The sequence below is a fragment of the Terrabacter sp. 01T434 genome, assembly GCF_056398545.1.
Window position 1 is genome coordinate 338,426 of sequence record NZ_JBFTPP010000001.1, and the last position, 16,349, is coordinate 354,774.

Here is a 16,349-nt window from a genome sequence, read left to right on the forward strand (position 1 = left end):
GGGGGCTGTCGCCCCCCGGCTGCCCTCCGGAGGCCCGCCAGCCGCGGGCCCCGGAGGACACAGACCACAGTCCAGTTCGGCAAGGCTTCGCCACGCGCGAAGAACCAGCACGACGACAGGAGTTAGACAGTGATTCAGCAGGAGTCGCGGCTTCGCGTCGCCGACAACACCGGTGCCAAGGAAATCCTTTGCATCCGTGTTCTCGGTGGCTCGGGCCGTCGGTACGCCGGCATCGGCGACACCATCGTCGCCACCGTCAAGGACGCGATCCCTGGCGGCAACGTGAAGAAGGGTGACGTCGTCAAGGCCGTCATCGTCCGCACCGTCAAGGAGCGTCGCCGCGCCGACGGTTCCTACATCAAGTTCGACGAGAACGCTGCGGTGATCCTCAAGGCCGACGGTGACCCTCGTGGTACCCGCATCTTCGGCCCGGTGGGTCGTGAGCTGCGCGAGAAGAAGTTCATGAAGATCATTTCTCTCGCGCCGGAGGTGCTGTGAACATGGCCAAGGCGAAGATGAAGATCAAGAAGGGTGACCTCGTCCAGGTCATCTCCGGCCGCAGCCAGAAGAACGGCGGCGACCGGGGCAAGCAGGGCAAGGTCATCGCGGTCTACCCGGAGACCTCGCGCGTGCTCGTCGAGGGCATCAACCGCGTCACCAAGCACGTCAAGGCCGGCGCGACCGCCCGTGGCACCCGCACCGGTGGCCTGACGCACACCGAGGCCGCGATCCACGTGAGCAACGTCGCGATCGTCGACCCCGAGTCGAAGAAGCCGACCCGTGTGAAGACGCGTGTCGAGACCGTCGAGCGCAACGGCCGTCAGAAGGCGTCCCGCGTCCGTGTCGCGGTCACGTCGGACAAGGACCTCTGAGAATGACTGACACCAGCACCAAGCCGCGCCTTCAGCAGCGCTACCAGGACGAGATCAAGAGCTCGATGCTCGAGCAGTTCGGCTACGCGAACGTCATGCAGGTTCCCGGCGTCGTCAAGGTCGTCGTCAACATGGGTGTGGGCGACGCGGCCAAGGACAGCAAGCTCATCGAGGGTGCCGTCCGCGACCTCACCGCCATCACCGGCCAGAAGCCGGTCGTGACCAAGGCTCGCAAGTCGATCGCCCAGTTCAAGCTGCGTGAGGGTATGCCGATCGGCGCCCACACGACGCTGCGCGGCGACCGGATGTGGGAGTTCCTCGACCGTCTCGTGACGATCGCCCTCCCGCGTATCCGTGACTTCCGTGGCCTGTCGCCGAAGCAGTTCGACGGCAACGGCAACTACACGTTCGGTCTGACCGAGCAGTCGATGTTCCACGAGATCGACCAGGACCGGATCGACCGCGTGCGGGGCATGGACATCACCGTGGTCACCACGGCGACCAACGATGACGAGGGTCGCGCGCTGCTCAAGCAGCTCGGCTTCCCCTTCAAGGAGAACTGACATGGCCAAGACCGCGCTCGTTAACAAGGCGAACCGGAAGCCGAAGTTCAAGGTCCGCGCGTACACCCGCTGCCAGAAGTGCGGTCGCCCGCACTCGGTGTACCGCAAGTTCGGCCTCTGCCGCATCTGCCTTCGCGAGATGGCGCACGCGGGCGAGCTGCCGGGCGTGACCAAGAGCTCCTGGTAACCACACGCTCGGGGGGCTCCGCCCCCCGAGTGCCCCCGAAACGCCCGCGTGGCGGGGGACGCACACTCAGACCAACCAAAAACCTCTGACACCGTAGGTCGGCCCCACGGCATACGCCGAACGGCATCACTGCCAAAGGTCGAAACCCCGGTGAGGAAGGGCGGAGAGCCCACATGACCATGACTGACCCGATTGCGGACATGCTGACCCGCGTCCGGAACGCCAACTCGGCGCACCACGACGTCGTCTCCATGCCGTACTCGAAACTGAAGAAGAACATCGCCGAGATCCTCCAGAGCGAGGGCTACATCGCCTCGTGGAAGATCGAGGAGGCGGAGGTCGGCCAGACGCTGACCATCGACCTCAAGTACGGCCCGAACCGCGAGCGCTCCATCGCCGGCGTGCGTCGCGTGAGCAAGCCCGGCCTGCGCGTCTACGCCAAGTCGACGAACCTGCCCAAGGTTCTCGGTGGCCTCGGCGTCGCGATCCTGTCGACGTCGAACGGTCTGCTGACCGACCGCCAGGCACACGAGAAGGGCGTGGGTGGGGAAGTCCTCGCCTACGTCTGGTAAGGAGACACTGACATGTCGCGAATCGGACGACTTCCGGTCTCCATCCCCTCGGGTGTGGACGTCAAGGTCGAGGGCCAGGACGTCTTCGTCAAGGGCCCCAAGGGTGAGCTCTCCCTGACCGTCGTCCAGCCGATCACGGTCGAGCTGGGCGAGGGCAACCTCGAGGTCAAGCGCCCCGACGACGAGCGCGACTCGCGCTCGCGCCACGGCCTGACCCGCTCGCTCATCAACAACATGGTCCTCGGTGTCACCGAGGGCTACGAGAAGAAGATGGAGATCCACGGCACGGGTTACCGTGTCGCCGCGAAGGGCTCGGACCTCGAGTTCTCGCTCGGATACTCGCACCCGATCCTCATCCAGGCTCCCGCCGGCATCAACTTCGCCGTCGAGAACCCGACCCGCTTCTCGGTGCAGGGCATCGACAAGCAGCTCGTCGGCGAGGTCGCGGCGAACATCCGCAAGCTGCGCAAGCCCGACCCGTACAAGGGCAAGGGTGTTCGCTACGCGGGCGAGCAGATCCGTCGCAAGGTTGGAAAGGCCGGTAAGTAAGCCATGGCAATGATCATCAAGCGCGGCAAGTCCAAGGCTGCCGCCCGCATCCGTCGCCAGGTGCGCGGTCGCAAGAAGATCGCCGGCACCGCGGTCCGTCCCCGCCTCGTCGTGTCGCGCTCCACCCGTCACCTCTTCGTCCAGGTCGTCGACGACACCGTCGGCAAGACCGTGGCCTCGGCCTCGACGATGGAGGCCGACCTGCGCTCCTTCGACGGTGACAAGACGGCCAAGGCCAAGAAGGTCGGCGAGCTCGTGGCCGCCCGTGCCAAGGACGCCGGTATCGAGGCCGTCGTGTTCGACCGTGGTGGCAACAAGTACCACGGCCGGGTCGCGGCGATCGCCGAGGGCGCCCGCGAAGGCGGTCTGTCCCTGTGAGCAACTTCGTGAACGCAATTGTTGAGATGAGGAACATCTGATGCCCGGACAGCAGCGTCGAGGCACCGGCCCCGCCGGTGGCGGCGAGCGCACCGAGCGCGGAGACCGCCGTGACAACCGCGGCGGCCGCGACAACCGCGACAGCCGTGACGACAAGAACCAGTACGTCGAGCGCGTCGTGACCATCAACCGTGTCGCCAAGGTCGTCAAGGGTGGTCGTCGCTTCAGCTTCACCGCCCTCGTCGTCGTCGGTGACGGTGACGGCACGGTGGGTGTCGGCTACGGCAAGGCCAAGGAAGTTCCCGCGGCCATCGCCAAGGGTGTCGAGGAGGCCAAGAAGAACTTCTTCAAGGTTCCCCGCATCCAGGGCACCATCCCGCACCCCGTCCAGGGTGAGGCGGCCGCCGGTGTCGTCATGCTCCGTCCCGCAGCCCCCGGTACCGGTGTCATCGCCGGTGGCGCGGTGCGTGCGGTGCTCGAGTGCGCCGGCATCCACGACGTCCTCAGCAAGTCGCTGGGCTCCGACAACGCCATCAACGTCGTGCACGCCACGGCCCAGGCCCTGCGCGAGCTCGAGCGCCCCGAGTCGGTCGCTGCCCGTCGTGGCAAGACCCTCGAGGAGGTCGCTCCGGCGGCCATGCTCAGGGCCCGTGCCGCCGGCCTGGCCGAGGCGCAGGCCGCGAAGGCTGGTGCCTGATGGCTCGTCTCAAGGTGACCCAGACCCGTTCCGAGATCGGTGGCAAGCAGAACCAGCGCGACACGCTGCGCAGCCTCGGTCTGAAGCGCATTGGCGACGTCGTCGTCAAGGAGGACCGTCCCGAGATCCGCGGGATGGTCAAGACGGTCACGCACCTCGTGTCCGTCGAGGAGGTTGACTGACCATGACCGACAACGCCAAGAAGTCGGGCGAGTCCGCCCTCAAGGTCCACCACCTGCGTCCGGCCCCCGGAGCCAAGACCGCCAAGACCCGCGTCGGTCGTGGTGAGGGCTCCAAGGGCAAGACCGCTGGTCGTGGTACCAAGGGCACCAGCGCTCGCTACCAGGTCCCGGAGCGTTTCGAGGGCGGCTCGATGCCGATGCACATGCGCCTTCCGAAGCTCCGTGGCTTCAAGAACCCGTTCCGCACGGAGTACCAGGTCGTCAACCTGGACCGCCTGCAGCTGCTCTTCCCGGAGGGTGGTCAGGTGTCCGTCGCCGACCTCGTCGCCAAGGGTGCCGTCCGCGACGGCTTCCCGGTGAAGGTGCTCGGCACGGGCGAGATCTCCGTCAAGGTCGAGGTCGAGGCGCACAAGTTCTCGGCCTCCGCCAAGGAGAAGATCGAGGCCGCCGGCGGCTCGGTCACGGCCCTCGCGGGCTGATCGACCGGTCCCGAGCCTCGCTCGGGTGACCACCACACCACTCGTGTGAGCAGCGCCCCGGACGCCGATCCGCGGTCCGACGTGACGTCGGACACCGCGGACGGTGACCGGGGCGCTGTGCTTTTGCGTTAACCTTCCACGGATCGCATGAATGACGCCGCGCCACCCGCGCGGCCCCCCAGGAGGACCCAGTGCTCGCCGCTTTCGTACGCGCGTTCCGAACCCCGGACCTGCGCAAGAAGCTGCTCTTCACGCTCGGCATCATCGTGCTGTTCCGGCTCGGATCGCACGTGCCGACGCCCGGCATCAGCTACAGCCTGGTGCAGAACTGTCTCGAGGCCAGCAAGGGCAAGTCCGGCGACCAGAGCGGGTTCCTCAACCTCGCCAACCTCTTCAGCGGCGGTGCGCTGCTCCAGCTGTCGGTGTTCGCGCTCGGGATCATGCCGTACATCACGGCGAGCATCATCATCCAGCTGCTCACGGTGGTCATCCCGCGTTTCGAGGCGCTCAAGGAGGAGGGCCAGTCGGGGCAGAGCAAGCTGACGCAGTACACCCGCTACCTGACGATCGGTCTCGCGATCCTCCAGTCGGCGACGCTCGTCACCTTCGCGCGCAACCCGTCCAGTCTCTTCGGCGGCTCGTGCGACACGATCATGACGGACCAGTCCATGGTCACGATCCTCATCATGGTCCTGACCATGACGGCCGGCACCGGCCTCATCATGTGGTTCGGCGAGCTCATCACCGACAAGGGCGTCGGCAACGGCATGTCCCTGATGATCTTCACCTCGATCGCGGCCGGCTTCCCGGCCTCGCTCTGGAGCATCAAGGAGAACAAGGGCTGGGGCACCTTCCTCGGCATCCTGATCCTCGGCGTCTTCGTCATCGCGGCGGTCGTCTTCGTCGAGCAGTCCCAGCGCCGCATCCCGGTGCAGTACGCCAAGCGGATGGTCGGCCGACGGATGTACGGCGGCACGTCGACCTACATCCCGCTCAAGGTCAACATGGCCGGCGTCATCCCCGTCATCTTCGCGAGCTCGCTGCTCGCCCTCCCGGGCCTCGTGGCGCAGTTCAACACGCACGCCAACGGCGACAACCCCGCCTGGGTCTCGTGGGTGCAGGAGAACCTCGTCAAGGGTGACCACCCGTTCTACATGGCGACGTATGTCGCCCTCATCCTCTTCTTCACGTTCTTCTACGTCTCGATCACGTTCAACCCGACCGAGGTCGCGGACAACATGAAGAAGTACGGCGGATTCATCCCGGGTATCCGGGCCGGGCGACCCACGGCCGAGTACCTCAACTACGTCCTGACCCGAATCACCGTGCCGGGTGCCATCTACCTCGCCATCGTCTCGCTCATCCCGCTCGTGGCTCTCGTCCTCGTCGGTGCCAACCAGAACTTCCCGTTCGGTGGCACCTCGATCCTCATCGTCGTCGGTGTGGGTCTGGAGACCGTGAAGCAGATCGAGGCGCAGCTGCAGCAGCGTCACTACGAAGGGTTCCTCCGTTAATGTCACCCCAGAAAGTCACTCGCTGCGCTCCCGACTTCCCGGAGGCCCCGACATGCGACTGATCATCCTCGGCCCGCCCGGCGCCGGTAAGGGCACCCAGGCGGCCCGGATCGCCGAGCGCCTCGGCATCCCGGCCATCTCGACCGGCGACATCTTCCGCGCCAACATCAAGGACCAGACCCCGCTCGGGGTCAAGGTCGACGAGATCATCAAGTCCGGCGGCTACGTCTCCGACGACATCACCAACGAGATCGTCGAGGACCGTCTCTCCTGGGACGACGCCGAAGACGGCTTCCTCCTCGACGGCTACCCGCGCACCGCCGGGCAGGTCGAGGCTCTCGACGCCATGCTGTCGCGTCACGGTCACGCGCTCGACGCCGTGCTGGAGCTCGAGGTCGACGAGGACGCCATCGTCGAGCGCCTCCTGAAGCGCGCCGAGACCGAGGGTCGCGCCGACGACACCGAGGCCGTCATCCGCGAGCGCCAGGCGATCTACCGTAAGGAGACGGCGCCGCTCGCGCAGCACTACGAGCTCGTCGGTCTCCTCGTCAAGGTCGACGGCATGGGTGCCGTCGACGAGGTCACCGACCGTGTCATCGCGGCGCTGCCGCAGCACGCCTGAGCACAGCTGCACCACCGCAGCCACCGAGAAGGACCACCGATGTTCGGACGCCGCAACCGGCTCCAGGGTCGCACCGACGAGCAGCTCGTCCTCATGCGTGAGGCGGGGCTGCTCGTCGGGCGCACCCTCGAGCTTCTCGCCGGGGAGGTGCGGCCCGGCACGACGACGCTCGAGCTCGACCGTCTCGCCGAGGAGTTCATCCGCAGCAACGGCGGCATCCCGAACTTCCAGCTGGTGCCGGGCTACAGCCACACCCTGTGCACCAGCGTCAACGACGAGGTCGTCCACGGCATCCCGGGCCCGCGGGTGCTCGAGGCCGGCGACATCGTGTCGATCGACTGCGGCGCCGAGGTCAAGGGCTGGAACGGCGACGCCGCGTTCACGGCGGTCGTCGGTGGCCGCCAGGCGGGTCGTCCCGAGGACGTCGCGCTCATCGACGCGACCGAGGCGAGCCTCTACGCCGGCATCGCCGCCATGCAGGTCGGCGGTCGGTTGTATGCGGTCGGTGATGCCGTCGAGGCCAGCATCGAGGCAGCGGCCGAGCGCGACGGCCGGGGCTACGGCGTCATCGACGAGTACGTCGGCCACGGCATCGGCACGCAGATGCACATGGACCCCCAGATCCCGAACTACTCCGTGCGCGAGACCGGGCCCAAGCTCGTCGACGGCTTCACCGGCGCCATCGAGCCGATGGTGACGCTCGGCTCCACCGACACCAAGGTCCTGGCCGACGACTGGACCGTGGTGACCCTCGACGGCACGCGAGCCGCGCACTGGGAGCACTCGGTCGCCGTGCGTGAGGACGGCCTGTGGATCCTCACGGCCGTCGACGGAGGCAAGGCTGCCCTCGAGGCTGTCGGGGCGGCATACGCCCCCCTCGACGCGAGCGCCTGACCCGCTCGCGCACCTGAGGGCTGCGGGCGCGTAGCCTCGCGCTCGTGACCCTTCCTCGCAGCACCCCGTCGGCGCAAGGCGTCGATGCGACCGGCATCCTCGCTTTCGTCGACGCCGCCGAGCGCGACGACCTCGGACTGCACAGCCTCATGGTCGTGCGCCACGGGCACGTCGTGGCCGAGGGCTGGTGGAGGCCGTATGCCGCCGGCCGCGCCCATCTCGCGTACTCGCTCTCGAAGACGGTGACGGCCACGGCCGTGGGCTTCCTCGTGCAGGAGGGGCGCCTGTCGCTCGACGACCGCGTGCTCGACCACTTCCCGGAGCTGGACCGAAGTGTCGTCGCCGCCGGCTGGGACGAGGTGCAGGTCAGGCACTGCCTCTCCATGACGGTCGGGCACGAGGAGGACGCCTGGCCGCAGGTCTTCGACCGGATGAGCGGGAGCGCCGCCGACGCCGCCGACCCCAGCGACTGGGTGCCGCGCGTCTTCGCGACGAAGCCCACCCGGCCGCCGGGCACGGTCTTCGCCTACAACCAGGTGGCGACCTACCTGCTGTCCGTCATCGTGCGGCGGCTCGCCGGGGTCGGCGTCGCCGAGATGCTGCGATCGCGGCTGCTCGCGCCGATGGGGCTGCCCGACATCCCGTGGCACCGCGACCCGCTGGGTCGCGAGCTGGGCTTCACCGGCTCCCACCTGACGACGGAGGCCATCGCGTCCCTGGCCCAGCTCTACCTCGACGGCGGCCGGTGGGATGGACGGCAGCTGCTGTCCGAGGCCTGGGTCGAGGAGGCCACCCGGGCGTTCGGTCCACTCAACGAGGACGCGAACGCCGACGAGGACTGGCGCCGGGGCTACGGGTACTCGTTCTGGATGCAGCGCTTCGGCTACCGGGGGGACGGCGCCTACGGCCAGTTCCTCGTCGTCCTTCCCGACCACGACACCGTCGTGGCGATCACGGCGGAGCAGTGGCGCATGCAGTCGACCCTCGACGGGCTCTGGGCGCACCTCGTGCCTGCTCTCGGCGGGGGCGGGTCGCAGGCGGCCGACCACCAGCTGGCCGAGCGACTCGCCGATCTCGAGATCCCGGCCTTGTCGGGTGACGCGCTGGGGCCGGAGCACGCCGAGTTCACCCGCTCGGACGCCTCGGACCTCGCGGCCGACTACACGGCGGTCTCGGTGACCCGGGACGGGCCGGAGCACATGCTCGGGCTGAAACGGCGCGGCGAGTGGCTGCGGGTGCCCGTCGGCCGGGGGCTGTGGCGCGAGGGCGAGATGGTCGCCGGGGGAGCGACGTTGCCGGTCGTCTCCAGCGGCGGCTGGGTCGATGACGACACCTTCCACGCCGAGGTCATCGCCATCGAGTCGCCGCACCGCTTCCGCATCGAGGCGCGCCTGCGCGGCTCGGATGCCGACCTGACGTGGCGGATGGTCCCGCTCACCGGCCACGACCCCCTGTGGCTCGCGACGCGCTGGTCGGACGCCTGACCGGTTCGCGGGGGCCTCGCTCCCGACGGGGCGGTGACGGCTGTCGGTGGCCGGGTGGACAATCGTGGGTGCTGCGCGAGGCAGCGCGAGGGGAGCACCATGGCAGGCGACGACCGCACCACCGGCGTGACCGAGCAGGAAGGGCGGGGGAGCGCCGCTCGGCCCACGCCCGCCCCACCCCTTGGAGGGGTGCCGGCAGGGCACAACCCGTGGCCGGCGCTCTGGGCGATGGTCATCGGCTTCTTCATGATCCTCGTCGACTCGACGATCGTGTCGGTCGCGACGCCCGCGATCCTGCGGGGGCTGCACACCGACGTCAACAGCGTCATCTGGGTGACCAGCGCCTACCTGCTCGCCTATGCCACGCCCCTGCTCATCACCGGGCGGCTCGGTGACCGCTACGGCCCGAAGAACCTCTACCTCGTCGGCCTGACGGTCTTCACGCTCGCGTCGCTGTGGTGCGGCCTGACCGGCACGATCACCGGCCTCATCCTCGCCCGGGTCGTCCAGGGCCTCGGGGCCGCCATGCTGACCCCGCAGACGATGGCGGTCATCACGCGGACGTTTCCTGCAGCCTCGCGCGGCCAGGCCATGGCCCTGTGGGGTGCGACCGCCGGCGTCGCGATCCTCGTCGGCCCGGTGGTCGGCGGTCTGCTCGTCGACGGTCCCGGGTGGGAGTGGATCTTCTTCATCAACGTCCCCGTGGGCGTCGTCGCCTTCGTGCTCGCCTCCCGGCTCGTGCCGCGGCTCGAGACCCACAGCCACACCTTCGACTGGGTGGGGGTCGCGCTCTCGGCGGTGGGCATGTTCCTGCTCGTCTTCGGCGTGCAGGAGGGCGAGACCTACGACTGGGGAACCATCACCGGGTTCATCTCGGTGCCGCTGCTCATCGCCACCGGCCTGCTTGTGCTCGGGGCGTTCGTGTGGTGGCAGGCGCACAACACACGCGAGCCGCTGCTGCCGTTGCGGCTCTTCGGCGACCGCAACTTCTCGCTGGCCAACATCGCGATCACGACGATCGGTTTCTCGATCACCGCGATGGCGTTCCCGTTCATGCTCTACGCCCAGGCCGTCCGGGGGCTCTCGCCCACCTCCTCGGCCCTGCTCCTCGCCCCGATGGCGGTCATCTCCGGGGGCCTGGCGCCGGTGGCCGGGCGGATGTCGGACCGGGTGCACCCCCGCGGCATCACCGCCGTCGGGATCGGCCTCACCTCGGCCTCCCTGCTGTGGCTCGCCCTCGTCATGCATCCGGCGACGCAGACGTGGCTGCTCCTGCTCCCGATGGCGCTCATGGGGGTGGGCAACGCCTTCATGTGGGGCCCGCTCGGGGCCACCGCCACCCGCAACCTGCCGCTGTCGTCGGCCGGGGCCGGCTCCGGCGTCTACAACACCACCCGCCAGGTCGGGGCGGTCCTCGGCAGCGCAGCCATCGCCGCCGTCATCCAGGCACGGCTGAGCGCGGACCTGCCCGGCATCCCGGGAGACCTCGGTGGCATGCAGTCATCGGGCGCCTCCATGCCGGCGCAGGTGGCCGACGGGTTCGCCTCGGCGATGTCGGAGTCCATGCTGCTCCCGGCCGCGGTGCTCGTCGTGGGCGTCGTCGCGGTCCTCTTCTTCGAGCGTCCGGCCAGCCACCCGCACTGACGACCGGCCGGCGGTCGTCCGCCACGGATGGAACCGAATCTGCCGCTCGCAGGGGTCCTACCGTCCGAGCCCACCCGGGCGGCCGCCGAGGTGGACGACCATCCGCTCGGCGACCACCCGGGCGTTGGCCTGCAGCACGTCCAGCGGCACGCGGGGGAGGTTCTCCTCCCAGTCGATGAGGGGGGACCCGCGGAACTGGAGCATCCGGGCGGGGCGGCCGAGGAAGAAGAGGTGCAGGTGCGCCCCGCCGTCGCCGTACTTCGCGAGCTGCACGCGGCCGACCGAGGGAACGTGCTCGACCGCGTCCGAGACCGCGACGATGAGCTGGCCCATCTCGGCTGCGAGGTCGCCGGGCAGCGAGGGCAGGTCATGGTGCTCGACCGGCATGAGCGTGAGCATGACGGGCAGCCCGGTGTCACGCGAGAGCGTCAGCCGCCAGCGCGGGTTGGTCCAGACCAGGCACTCGTCGGCATCGTCGAAGCCGTGGGCGCAGTGGCAGTCCGACGCCTGCTCGCCTCGTCGCGCGGGCTCCTCGTCGGCCGGTGGCCGCACCGGCTTGAGGCGCAGGCCGTCGAGCTCGTACGGGTAGATGTCCCAGCCGGGCATCTCCTCGACCGCGACCGGCAGCCGGCCGTCCTCGCCCGCCGCGGCAACGATGCGCGCGTAGTAGTCGTCGACGGGCTCCGCCTCGCTCGGGGGAGCGCTCACGAGGTCGGTCTCGTCGTCGGGTGCGGGCGGGGGAGTGGCGTCGTCGCCGGTCTCGGTCACCCCGTCAGTATGCCGCGCGGCCAGTACGCGGCGCGGCGCGGAGCGTGCTCCGGCGGTCGCGCACACGGCATACGCCACAGTCGCCTCCGGACGTGGCGAGCGTGAGACCGTGGGGTGATGGGGACGATGGGTGACTACCTCGCCGGCCTCGCGCCGGATCAGCGCGAGGCCCTGCAGCGGGTCGTCGACGTCGCGACGCGGGTCGCGCCTGACGCGGAGGAGGGCACGAGCTACGGCATGCCGGCCCTGCGCGTTGGCGGACGCCCGCTCATCGGCGTCACGGCATCGGCCCAGCACCTGTCGGTCTTCCCGTTCAGCCCGGCCGTCGTCGAGGCGGTCGCCGCGGACCTCGAGGGCTTCTCGCTCGGCAAGGGCACGATTCGCTTCACGGTCGACCGCCCGATACCGGACGACGTCCTCGAGCGGGTCGTGCGACTGCGCCGTGCCGAGCTCGGATCCTGAGGCCGGCCCTGGCCCGACGGGCCGGAGGCCGCTGGACCGATTTCAGGAACGGCGGCGTCTGGCGTATTCTTGTGCGTTGGGTGTCGTGTGTCTCGGCGCCTGAGTCACGCCTGTGCTTCGGGAACGATCTCGAGCGCGGCACCAAGGCACGCCCCAAGGCCGCCTCAGTCCGAGTCGGCCAGCTACAGATAGACGGAGGATATGGCCAAGAAGGACGGTGTCATCGAGATCGAGGGCACGATCGTCGAGGCTCTCCCGAACGCGATGTTCCGGGTGGAGCTCTCCAACGGTCACAAGGTGCTCGCACACATCTCGGGCAAGATGCGACAGCACTACATCCGGATCCTCCCTGAGGACCGTGTCGTGGTGGAGCTCTCGCCCTATGACCTGACCCGCGGTCGGATCGTCTTCCGCTACCGCTGAGCACCAGGGTCGGCCGCGACCACGCCGCGCGAGCGGGGTGTCCGGCCGGGACGAGTGCGAGGCACCAACTCCCGATTACACAACCAAGCGCCTGGCCCTCACGTGCCCTCCGGGGCCCGCGATGTCAGGTGCGCGATCTGAAGACAGCAGGCAGATGAAGGTTCAGCCGAGCGTCAAGAAGATCTGCGACAAGTGCAAGGTGATCCGCCGTAACGGTCGGGTCATGGTGATCTGCGAGAACCTGCGCCACAAGCAGCGCCAGGGCTGAGCAGAAGCACCACCTCGCCGTCGACAGACTTTCGACAGCACGCAAGACAAGTGAATGAAAGCAGCACCCGGCCCCTGATGACCGACCGTCGTGTCGGCGCAGGACGTCACCCCCGGCACGGAGGCCGGGGACCGGTGGCCCGTCCTTCTGAGTGGCGGACCGTGACCCCGGATCGGTGACCTGCTCCAGACCTCCGCGAAACAGAAATCAGGAGACAACCCAACATGGCTCGTCTTGTTGGAGTCGACCTTCCGCGCGAGAAGCGCGTCGAGGTCGCACTGACCTACATCTTCGGTGTCGGTCGCACCCGTTCCAAGCAGGCGCTGGTTGCCACCGGCGTCGACCCCAACACCCGCGTCAAGGACCTCGGTGAGACCGAGCTCGTTGCGCTTCGTGACTTCCTCGAGGGCAACTACCGCCTCGAGGGTGACCTTCGCCGTGAGGTGCAGGCCGACATCCGCCGCAAGGTCGAGATCGGTTCCTACGAAGGTCTGCGTCACCGTCGTGGTCTGCCCGTGCGCGGTCAGCGCACCAAGACCAACGCGCGCACCCGCAAGGGTCCGAAGCGCACCGTGGCCGGCAAGAAGAAGGCCCGCTGACGCTGATCGCTTCCGCGATCGCGTCTCACCGACATTCAGTTCTGACGTAGGAGAAAAATGCCTCCCAAGGCTCGCGTGACGAAGGTTCGTCGCAAGGAGAAGAAGAACGTCGCCCACGGGCACGCTCACATCAAGAGCACGTTCAACAACACGATCATCTCGATCACGGACCCCACCGGCGCCGTGATCGCCTGGGCCTCTGCCGGCCAGGTCGGCTTCAAGGGCTCGCGCAAGTCCACCCCGTTCGCTGCCCAGATGGCTGCCGAGGCTGCTGCCCGCCGCGCCATGGAGCACGGCATGCGCAAGGTCGACGTCTTCGTGAAGGGCCCGGGCTCGGGTCGCGAGACGGCGATCCGTTCGCTCACCGCCACCGGCCTGGAGGTCGGCGCGATCAGCGACGTCACGCCCACGCCGCACAACGGTGTCCGCCCGCCCAAGCGCCGTCGCGTCTGATCCGGCACTGAGCGAGAGAGAGAACTAGGAACATGGCTCGTTACACCGGCCCGATCACCAAGAAGTCCCGCCGCCTGAAGATGGACCTCGTCGGCGGCGACAAGAACTTCGAGCTCCGCCCGTTCCCGCCCGGCCAGCACGGCCGTCGCCGGATCCAGGAGAAGGAGTACCTGACGCAGCTTCAGGAGAAGCAGCGCGCTCGCTTCCAGTACGGCGTCATGGAGAAGCAGTTCGTCCGCTACTACAAGGAAGCGGCGAAGCGCCCCGGCAAGACCGGTGAGAACCTTCTCCAGATCCTCGAGTCGCGTCTCGACAACGTGGTCTACCGCGCGGGCCTGGCCCGCACGCGTCGCCACGCGCGTCAGCTCGTCACGCACGGTCACTTCGAGGTCAACGGCGTGCGCGTCGACGTCCCGAGCTACCGCGTCGAGCAGTACGACATCATCACGGTCCGCAAGCAGTCCGTCGAGAGCTTCCCGTTCGAGCTGGCTCGCCAGACGTTCGGCGAGCGTCCCGTCCCGGCCTGGATGCAGGTCGTCGACGGCTCGCTGCAGATCCTCATCCACCAGCTCCCGGTGCGCGCGCAGATCGACTCGCAGCTCACCGAGCAGCTCATCGTCGAGCTCTACTCGAAGAACTAACGCCCTCGGGGGCTCACGGCCGCTGGCGGCCTGCGCCCCCGAGTGCCCCCGAACGACCCGCGTGGTTTCGTTGGTCTTTCGGGTCCGGATCCCGCCGTATGCCGTGAAGCCCGCTTCACGGCATACGGGATCCCTTGCCCTTGGGGTCGGCTCGCAGACAGAGGCGAGCCGGCCCGCCCGGATCACGACCGGGCAGTTTCACGAGGCGTCATATGGCGGTCGCCCGTGGGAAGGAAATGAACAGTGCTCATCGCACAGCGTCCCGTGCTCTCCGAAGAGGTCGTGGTCGAGAACCGCAGCCGCTTCACCATCGAGCCGCTCGAGCCCGGCTTCGGCTACACGCTCGGCAACTCCCTCCGTCGCACCCTGCTCTCGAGCATCCCGGGCGCGGCGGTCACCTCCATCCGCATCGACGGCGTGCTCCACGAGTTCACGACCGTGCCGGGCGTGAAGGAGGACGTCACCGAGATGATCCTCAACATCAAGGGCCTCGTCGTCTCCTCGGAGCACGACGAGCCGGTCGTCATGTACCTGCGCAAGCAGGGCCCGGGCGCGGTCACCGCCGCCGACATCACGCCGCCGGCGGGTGTCGAGGTGCACAACCCCGACCTGCACATCGCGACGCTGAACGACAAGGGCAAGCTCGAGATGGAGCTGACCGTCGAGCGTGGCCGTGGCTACGTCTCGGCGCAGCAGAACAAGTCCGGTGACCAGGAGATCGGCCGCATCCCGGTCGACTCGATCTACAGCCCGGTGCTCACCGTGACCTACAAGGTCGAGGCGACCCGTGTCGAGCAGCGCACCGACTTCGACAAGCTCATCGTCGATGTCGAGACGAAGAACTCGATGACCCCGCGTGACGCCATGGCCTCGGCCGGCAAGACGCTGGTCGAGCTGTTCGGTCTGGCTCGCGAGCTGAACGTCGAGGCCGAGGGCATCGACATGGGCCCGTCGCCGACGGACGCCGCGCTCGCCGCGGACCTCGCCCTGCCGATCGAGGACCTGGACCTCACCGTTCGTTCCTACAACTGCCTCAAGCGCGAGGGCATCCACACCGTGGGTGAGCTCGTGGGCCGCAGCGAGGCCGACCTGCTCGACATCCGCAACTTCGGTGCGAAGTCGATCGACGAGGTCAAGGCCAAGCTCGTCGGCATGGGTCTGGCCCTCAAGGACAGCCCGCCCGGGTTCGACCCGTCGGCCCTCGTCGACGGCTACGGCGATGACGACTACAACGACGAGGACGACGACCAGTCCTTCGTCGAGGACGAGCGTCTCTGACCAACCGCTTCTTGACCGAGCCCTCGGCACACTGCTCGAGAACGGCCTGGTCGGACTTCTAGGAGAAATGAAATGCCCACCCCCACCAAGGGTCCCCGCGTCGGTGGCGGCCCCGCCCATGAGCGGCTGATCCTGGCCAACCTCGCGACGTCGCTCTTCGAGCACGACAAGATCACGACGACCGAGGCGAAGGCCAAGCGCCTGCGCCCGCTCGCCGAGCGCCTCATCACGTTCGCCAAGCGCGGCGACCTCCACGCTCGCCGCCGTGTCCTCACGGTCGTGCGCGACAAGGGTGTCGTCCACCGCCTCTTCGCCGAGATCGCCCCCGACATGGCGGCTCGCGAGGGTGGCTACACCCGCATCACGAAGATCGGCGCCCGCAAGGGTGACAACGCCCCCATGGTCGTCATCGAGCTCGTCCGCGAGCCGCTGTCGGCCAAGAAGGCGACGGTCAAGGAGGCCGAGGGCGCGACCCGTCGCGCCGCCAAGCAGGAGGAGGCCAAGGCCGCTGCTGCCGAGACGAAGGCCGCCGAGGACGCCGACTCAGCTGACACGACGGACGAGGCCGCTGCGGCCGAGCTGCCCGAGGGCGCTGTCGCCGCGAACGAGGACGGCTCGGCACCCGAGGGCTACACCGTCAAGGGCAACGCCGACTCGAACCTCTACCACGAGCCCGACGGCCAGTGGTACGACCAGACGGTCGCCGAGGTCTGGTTCAAGACGGCCGAGGACGCCGAGAAGGCCGGCTTCAAGAAGGCCGGCTCCGGTTCCTGAGCCTCAGACACCATCGAGAGAGCAGCTCGTCCCGCTGGGGACGAGC

Annotated in this window: 24 protein-coding genes; 23 read left to right on the forward strand and 1 reads right to left on the reverse strand. The window is 68.4% G+C overall.

Annotation, left to right across the window (positions count from 1 at the left end; all coding sequences use genetic code 11):
* Positions 1–129 precede the first annotated feature (129 nt).
* The 15 genes from rplN (at position 130) to AC1DIW_RS01730 (ending at position 10,637) form a co-directional block, all read left to right on the forward strand.
* Entirely contained in the window at positions 130–498 is a 369-nt protein-coding gene (rplN, locus tag AC1DIW_RS01660) for a 50S ribosomal protein L14 (protein ID WP_020143234.1), read from the forward strand.
* A 2-nt stretch (positions 499–500) separates the two neighbouring features.
* Positions 501–872 (forward strand): 50S ribosomal protein L24, encoded by a 372-nt coding sequence (gene rplX, locus AC1DIW_RS01665; RefSeq protein WP_442279682.1) that lies wholly within the window; start codon positions 501–503, stop codon positions 870–872.
* Positions 873–874: 2 nt separating this feature from the next.
* Positions 875–1,435: a 50S ribosomal protein L5 gene (gene rplE / locus AC1DIW_RS01670; RefSeq protein ID WP_056752812.1), complete on the forward strand. Its 561-nt coding sequence runs from the start codon at positions 875–877 to the stop codon at positions 1,433–1,435.
* Position 1,436: 1 nt separating this feature from the next.
* Entirely contained in the window at positions 1,437–1,622 is a 186-nt protein-coding gene (locus AC1DIW_RS01675) for a type Z 30S ribosomal protein S14 (RefSeq protein WP_020143231.1), read from the forward strand.
* A 173-nt stretch (positions 1,623–1,795) separates the two neighbouring features.
* Entirely contained in the window at positions 1,796–2,194 is a 399-nt protein-coding gene (rpsH, locus tag AC1DIW_RS01680; RefSeq protein WP_020143230.1) for a 30S ribosomal protein S8, read from the forward strand.
* 12 nt (positions 2,195–2,206) lie between these two features.
* Positions 2,207–2,743 carry a 50S ribosomal protein L6 gene (rplF, locus tag AC1DIW_RS01685; RefSeq protein ID WP_478082760.1) on the forward strand — a complete coding sequence of 179 codons (537 nt, stop codon included), beginning with the start codon at positions 2,207–2,209 and terminating at the stop codon, positions 2,741–2,743.
* A gap of 3 nt (positions 2,744–2,746) precedes the next feature.
* A complete protein-coding gene (gene rplR, locus AC1DIW_RS01690; RefSeq protein ID WP_142176974.1) occupies positions 2,747–3,121 on the forward strand; it encodes a 50S ribosomal protein L18 in 375 nt (124 codons plus the stop codon).
* A gap of 40 nt (positions 3,122–3,161) precedes the next feature.
* Entirely contained in the window at positions 3,162–3,818 is a 657-nt protein-coding gene (rpsE, locus tag AC1DIW_RS01695) for a 30S ribosomal protein S5 (protein ID WP_442279685.1), read from the forward strand.
* A complete protein-coding gene (rpmD, locus tag AC1DIW_RS01700; RefSeq protein WP_020143226.1) occupies positions 3,818–4,000 on the forward strand; it encodes a 50S ribosomal protein L30 in 183 nt (60 codons plus the stop codon). The genes rpsE and rpmD overlap by 1 nt, the downstream gene beginning before the upstream one ends.
* Before the next feature lie 2 nt (positions 4,001–4,002).
* Positions 4,003–4,479: a 50S ribosomal protein L15 gene (gene rplO, locus AC1DIW_RS01705; protein WP_442279686.1), complete on the forward strand. Its 477-nt coding sequence runs from the start codon at positions 4,003–4,005 to the stop codon at positions 4,477–4,479.
* A 191-nt stretch (positions 4,480–4,670) separates the two neighbouring features.
* Positions 4,671–5,993: a preprotein translocase subunit SecY gene (gene secY, locus AC1DIW_RS01710; protein WP_442279687.1), complete on the forward strand. Its 1,323-nt coding sequence runs from the start codon at positions 4,671–4,673 to the stop codon at positions 5,991–5,993.
* Between the two features lie 52 nt (positions 5,994–6,045).
* Positions 6,046–6,615 (forward strand): adenylate kinase, encoded by a 570-nt coding sequence (locus AC1DIW_RS01715; protein ID WP_442279688.1) that lies wholly within the window; start codon positions 6,046–6,048, stop codon positions 6,613–6,615.
* A gap of 39 nt (positions 6,616–6,654) precedes the next feature.
* Positions 6,655–7,509 (forward strand): type I methionyl aminopeptidase, encoded by an 855-nt coding sequence (gene map, locus AC1DIW_RS01720; protein WP_442279689.1) that lies wholly within the window; start codon positions 6,655–6,657, stop codon positions 7,507–7,509.
* 44 nt (positions 7,510–7,553) lie between these two features.
* The gene (locus tag AC1DIW_RS01725) at positions 7,554–8,993 is read left to right on the forward strand and encodes a serine hydrolase domain-containing protein (protein ID WP_478106243.1); all 1,440 of its coding nucleotides are present in this window, start codon (positions 7,554–7,556) and stop codon (positions 8,991–8,993) included.
* Positions 8,994–9,092: 99 nt separating this feature from the next.
* Positions 9,093–10,637, forward strand: a complete 1,545-nt coding sequence (locus AC1DIW_RS01730) for a DHA2 family efflux MFS transporter permease subunit (protein WP_442279691.1) — start codon at positions 9,093–9,095, stop codon at positions 10,635–10,637.
* Between the two features lie 57 nt (positions 10,638–10,694).
* Here the strand turns inward: AC1DIW_RS01730 and AC1DIW_RS01735 are convergent, their stop codons facing one another.
* Positions 10,695–11,405: a hypothetical protein gene (locus AC1DIW_RS01735; RefSeq protein WP_478106244.1), complete on the reverse strand. Its 711-nt coding sequence runs from the start codon at positions 11,403–11,405 to the stop codon at positions 10,695–10,697.
* Positions 11,406–11,522: 117 nt separating this feature from the next.
* On the opposite strand from AC1DIW_RS01735, the gene AC1DIW_RS01740 reads away from it, so the two are divergent.
* The 8 genes from AC1DIW_RS01740 (at position 11,523) to rplQ (ending at position 16,303) form a co-directional block, all read left to right on the forward strand.
* Positions 11,523–11,867, forward strand: a complete 345-nt coding sequence (locus tag AC1DIW_RS01740) for an iron chaperone (protein WP_442279693.1) — start codon at positions 11,523–11,525, stop codon at positions 11,865–11,867.
* 201 nt (positions 11,868–12,068) lie between these two features.
* The gene (gene infA / locus AC1DIW_RS01745) at positions 12,069–12,290 is read left to right on the forward strand and encodes a translation initiation factor IF-1 (RefSeq protein WP_013493543.1); all 222 of its coding nucleotides are present in this window, start codon (positions 12,069–12,071) and stop codon (positions 12,288–12,290) included.
* A 154-nt stretch (positions 12,291–12,444) separates the two neighbouring features.
* On the forward strand, positions 12,445–12,558 hold the full coding sequence (rpmJ, locus tag AC1DIW_RS01750; protein ID WP_006592630.1) for a 50S ribosomal protein L36: 114 nt from the start codon (positions 12,445–12,447) through the stop codon (positions 12,556–12,558).
* Positions 12,559–12,782: 224 nt separating this feature from the next.
* Positions 12,783–13,157 carry a 30S ribosomal protein S13 gene (rpsM, locus tag AC1DIW_RS01755; RefSeq protein WP_030194267.1) on the forward strand — a complete coding sequence of 125 codons (375 nt, stop codon included), beginning with the start codon at positions 12,783–12,785 and terminating at the stop codon, positions 13,155–13,157.
* Between the two features lie 57 nt (positions 13,158–13,214).
* Positions 13,215–13,610, forward strand: coding sequence for a 30S ribosomal protein S11 (gene rpsK, locus AC1DIW_RS01760; protein WP_020143208.1), 396 nt, complete (start codon positions 13,215–13,217; stop codon positions 13,608–13,610).
* Positions 13,611–13,642: 32 nt separating this feature from the next.
* On the forward strand, positions 13,643–14,251 hold the full coding sequence (rpsD, locus tag AC1DIW_RS01765) for a 30S ribosomal protein S4 (protein WP_045191881.1): 609 nt from the start codon (positions 13,643–13,645) through the stop codon (positions 14,249–14,251).
* Between the two features lie 243 nt (positions 14,252–14,494).
* Entirely contained in the window at positions 14,495–15,529 is a 1,035-nt protein-coding gene (locus AC1DIW_RS01770) for a DNA-directed RNA polymerase subunit alpha (protein ID WP_442279694.1), read from the forward strand.
* A 72-nt stretch (positions 15,530–15,601) separates the two neighbouring features.
* Positions 15,602–16,303 carry a 50S ribosomal protein L17, sunset domain variant gene (gene rplQ, locus AC1DIW_RS01775; protein WP_478106245.1) on the forward strand — a complete coding sequence of 234 codons (702 nt, stop codon included), beginning with the start codon at positions 15,602–15,604 and terminating at the stop codon, positions 16,301–16,303.
* Positions 16,304–16,349 lie beyond the last annotated feature (46 nt).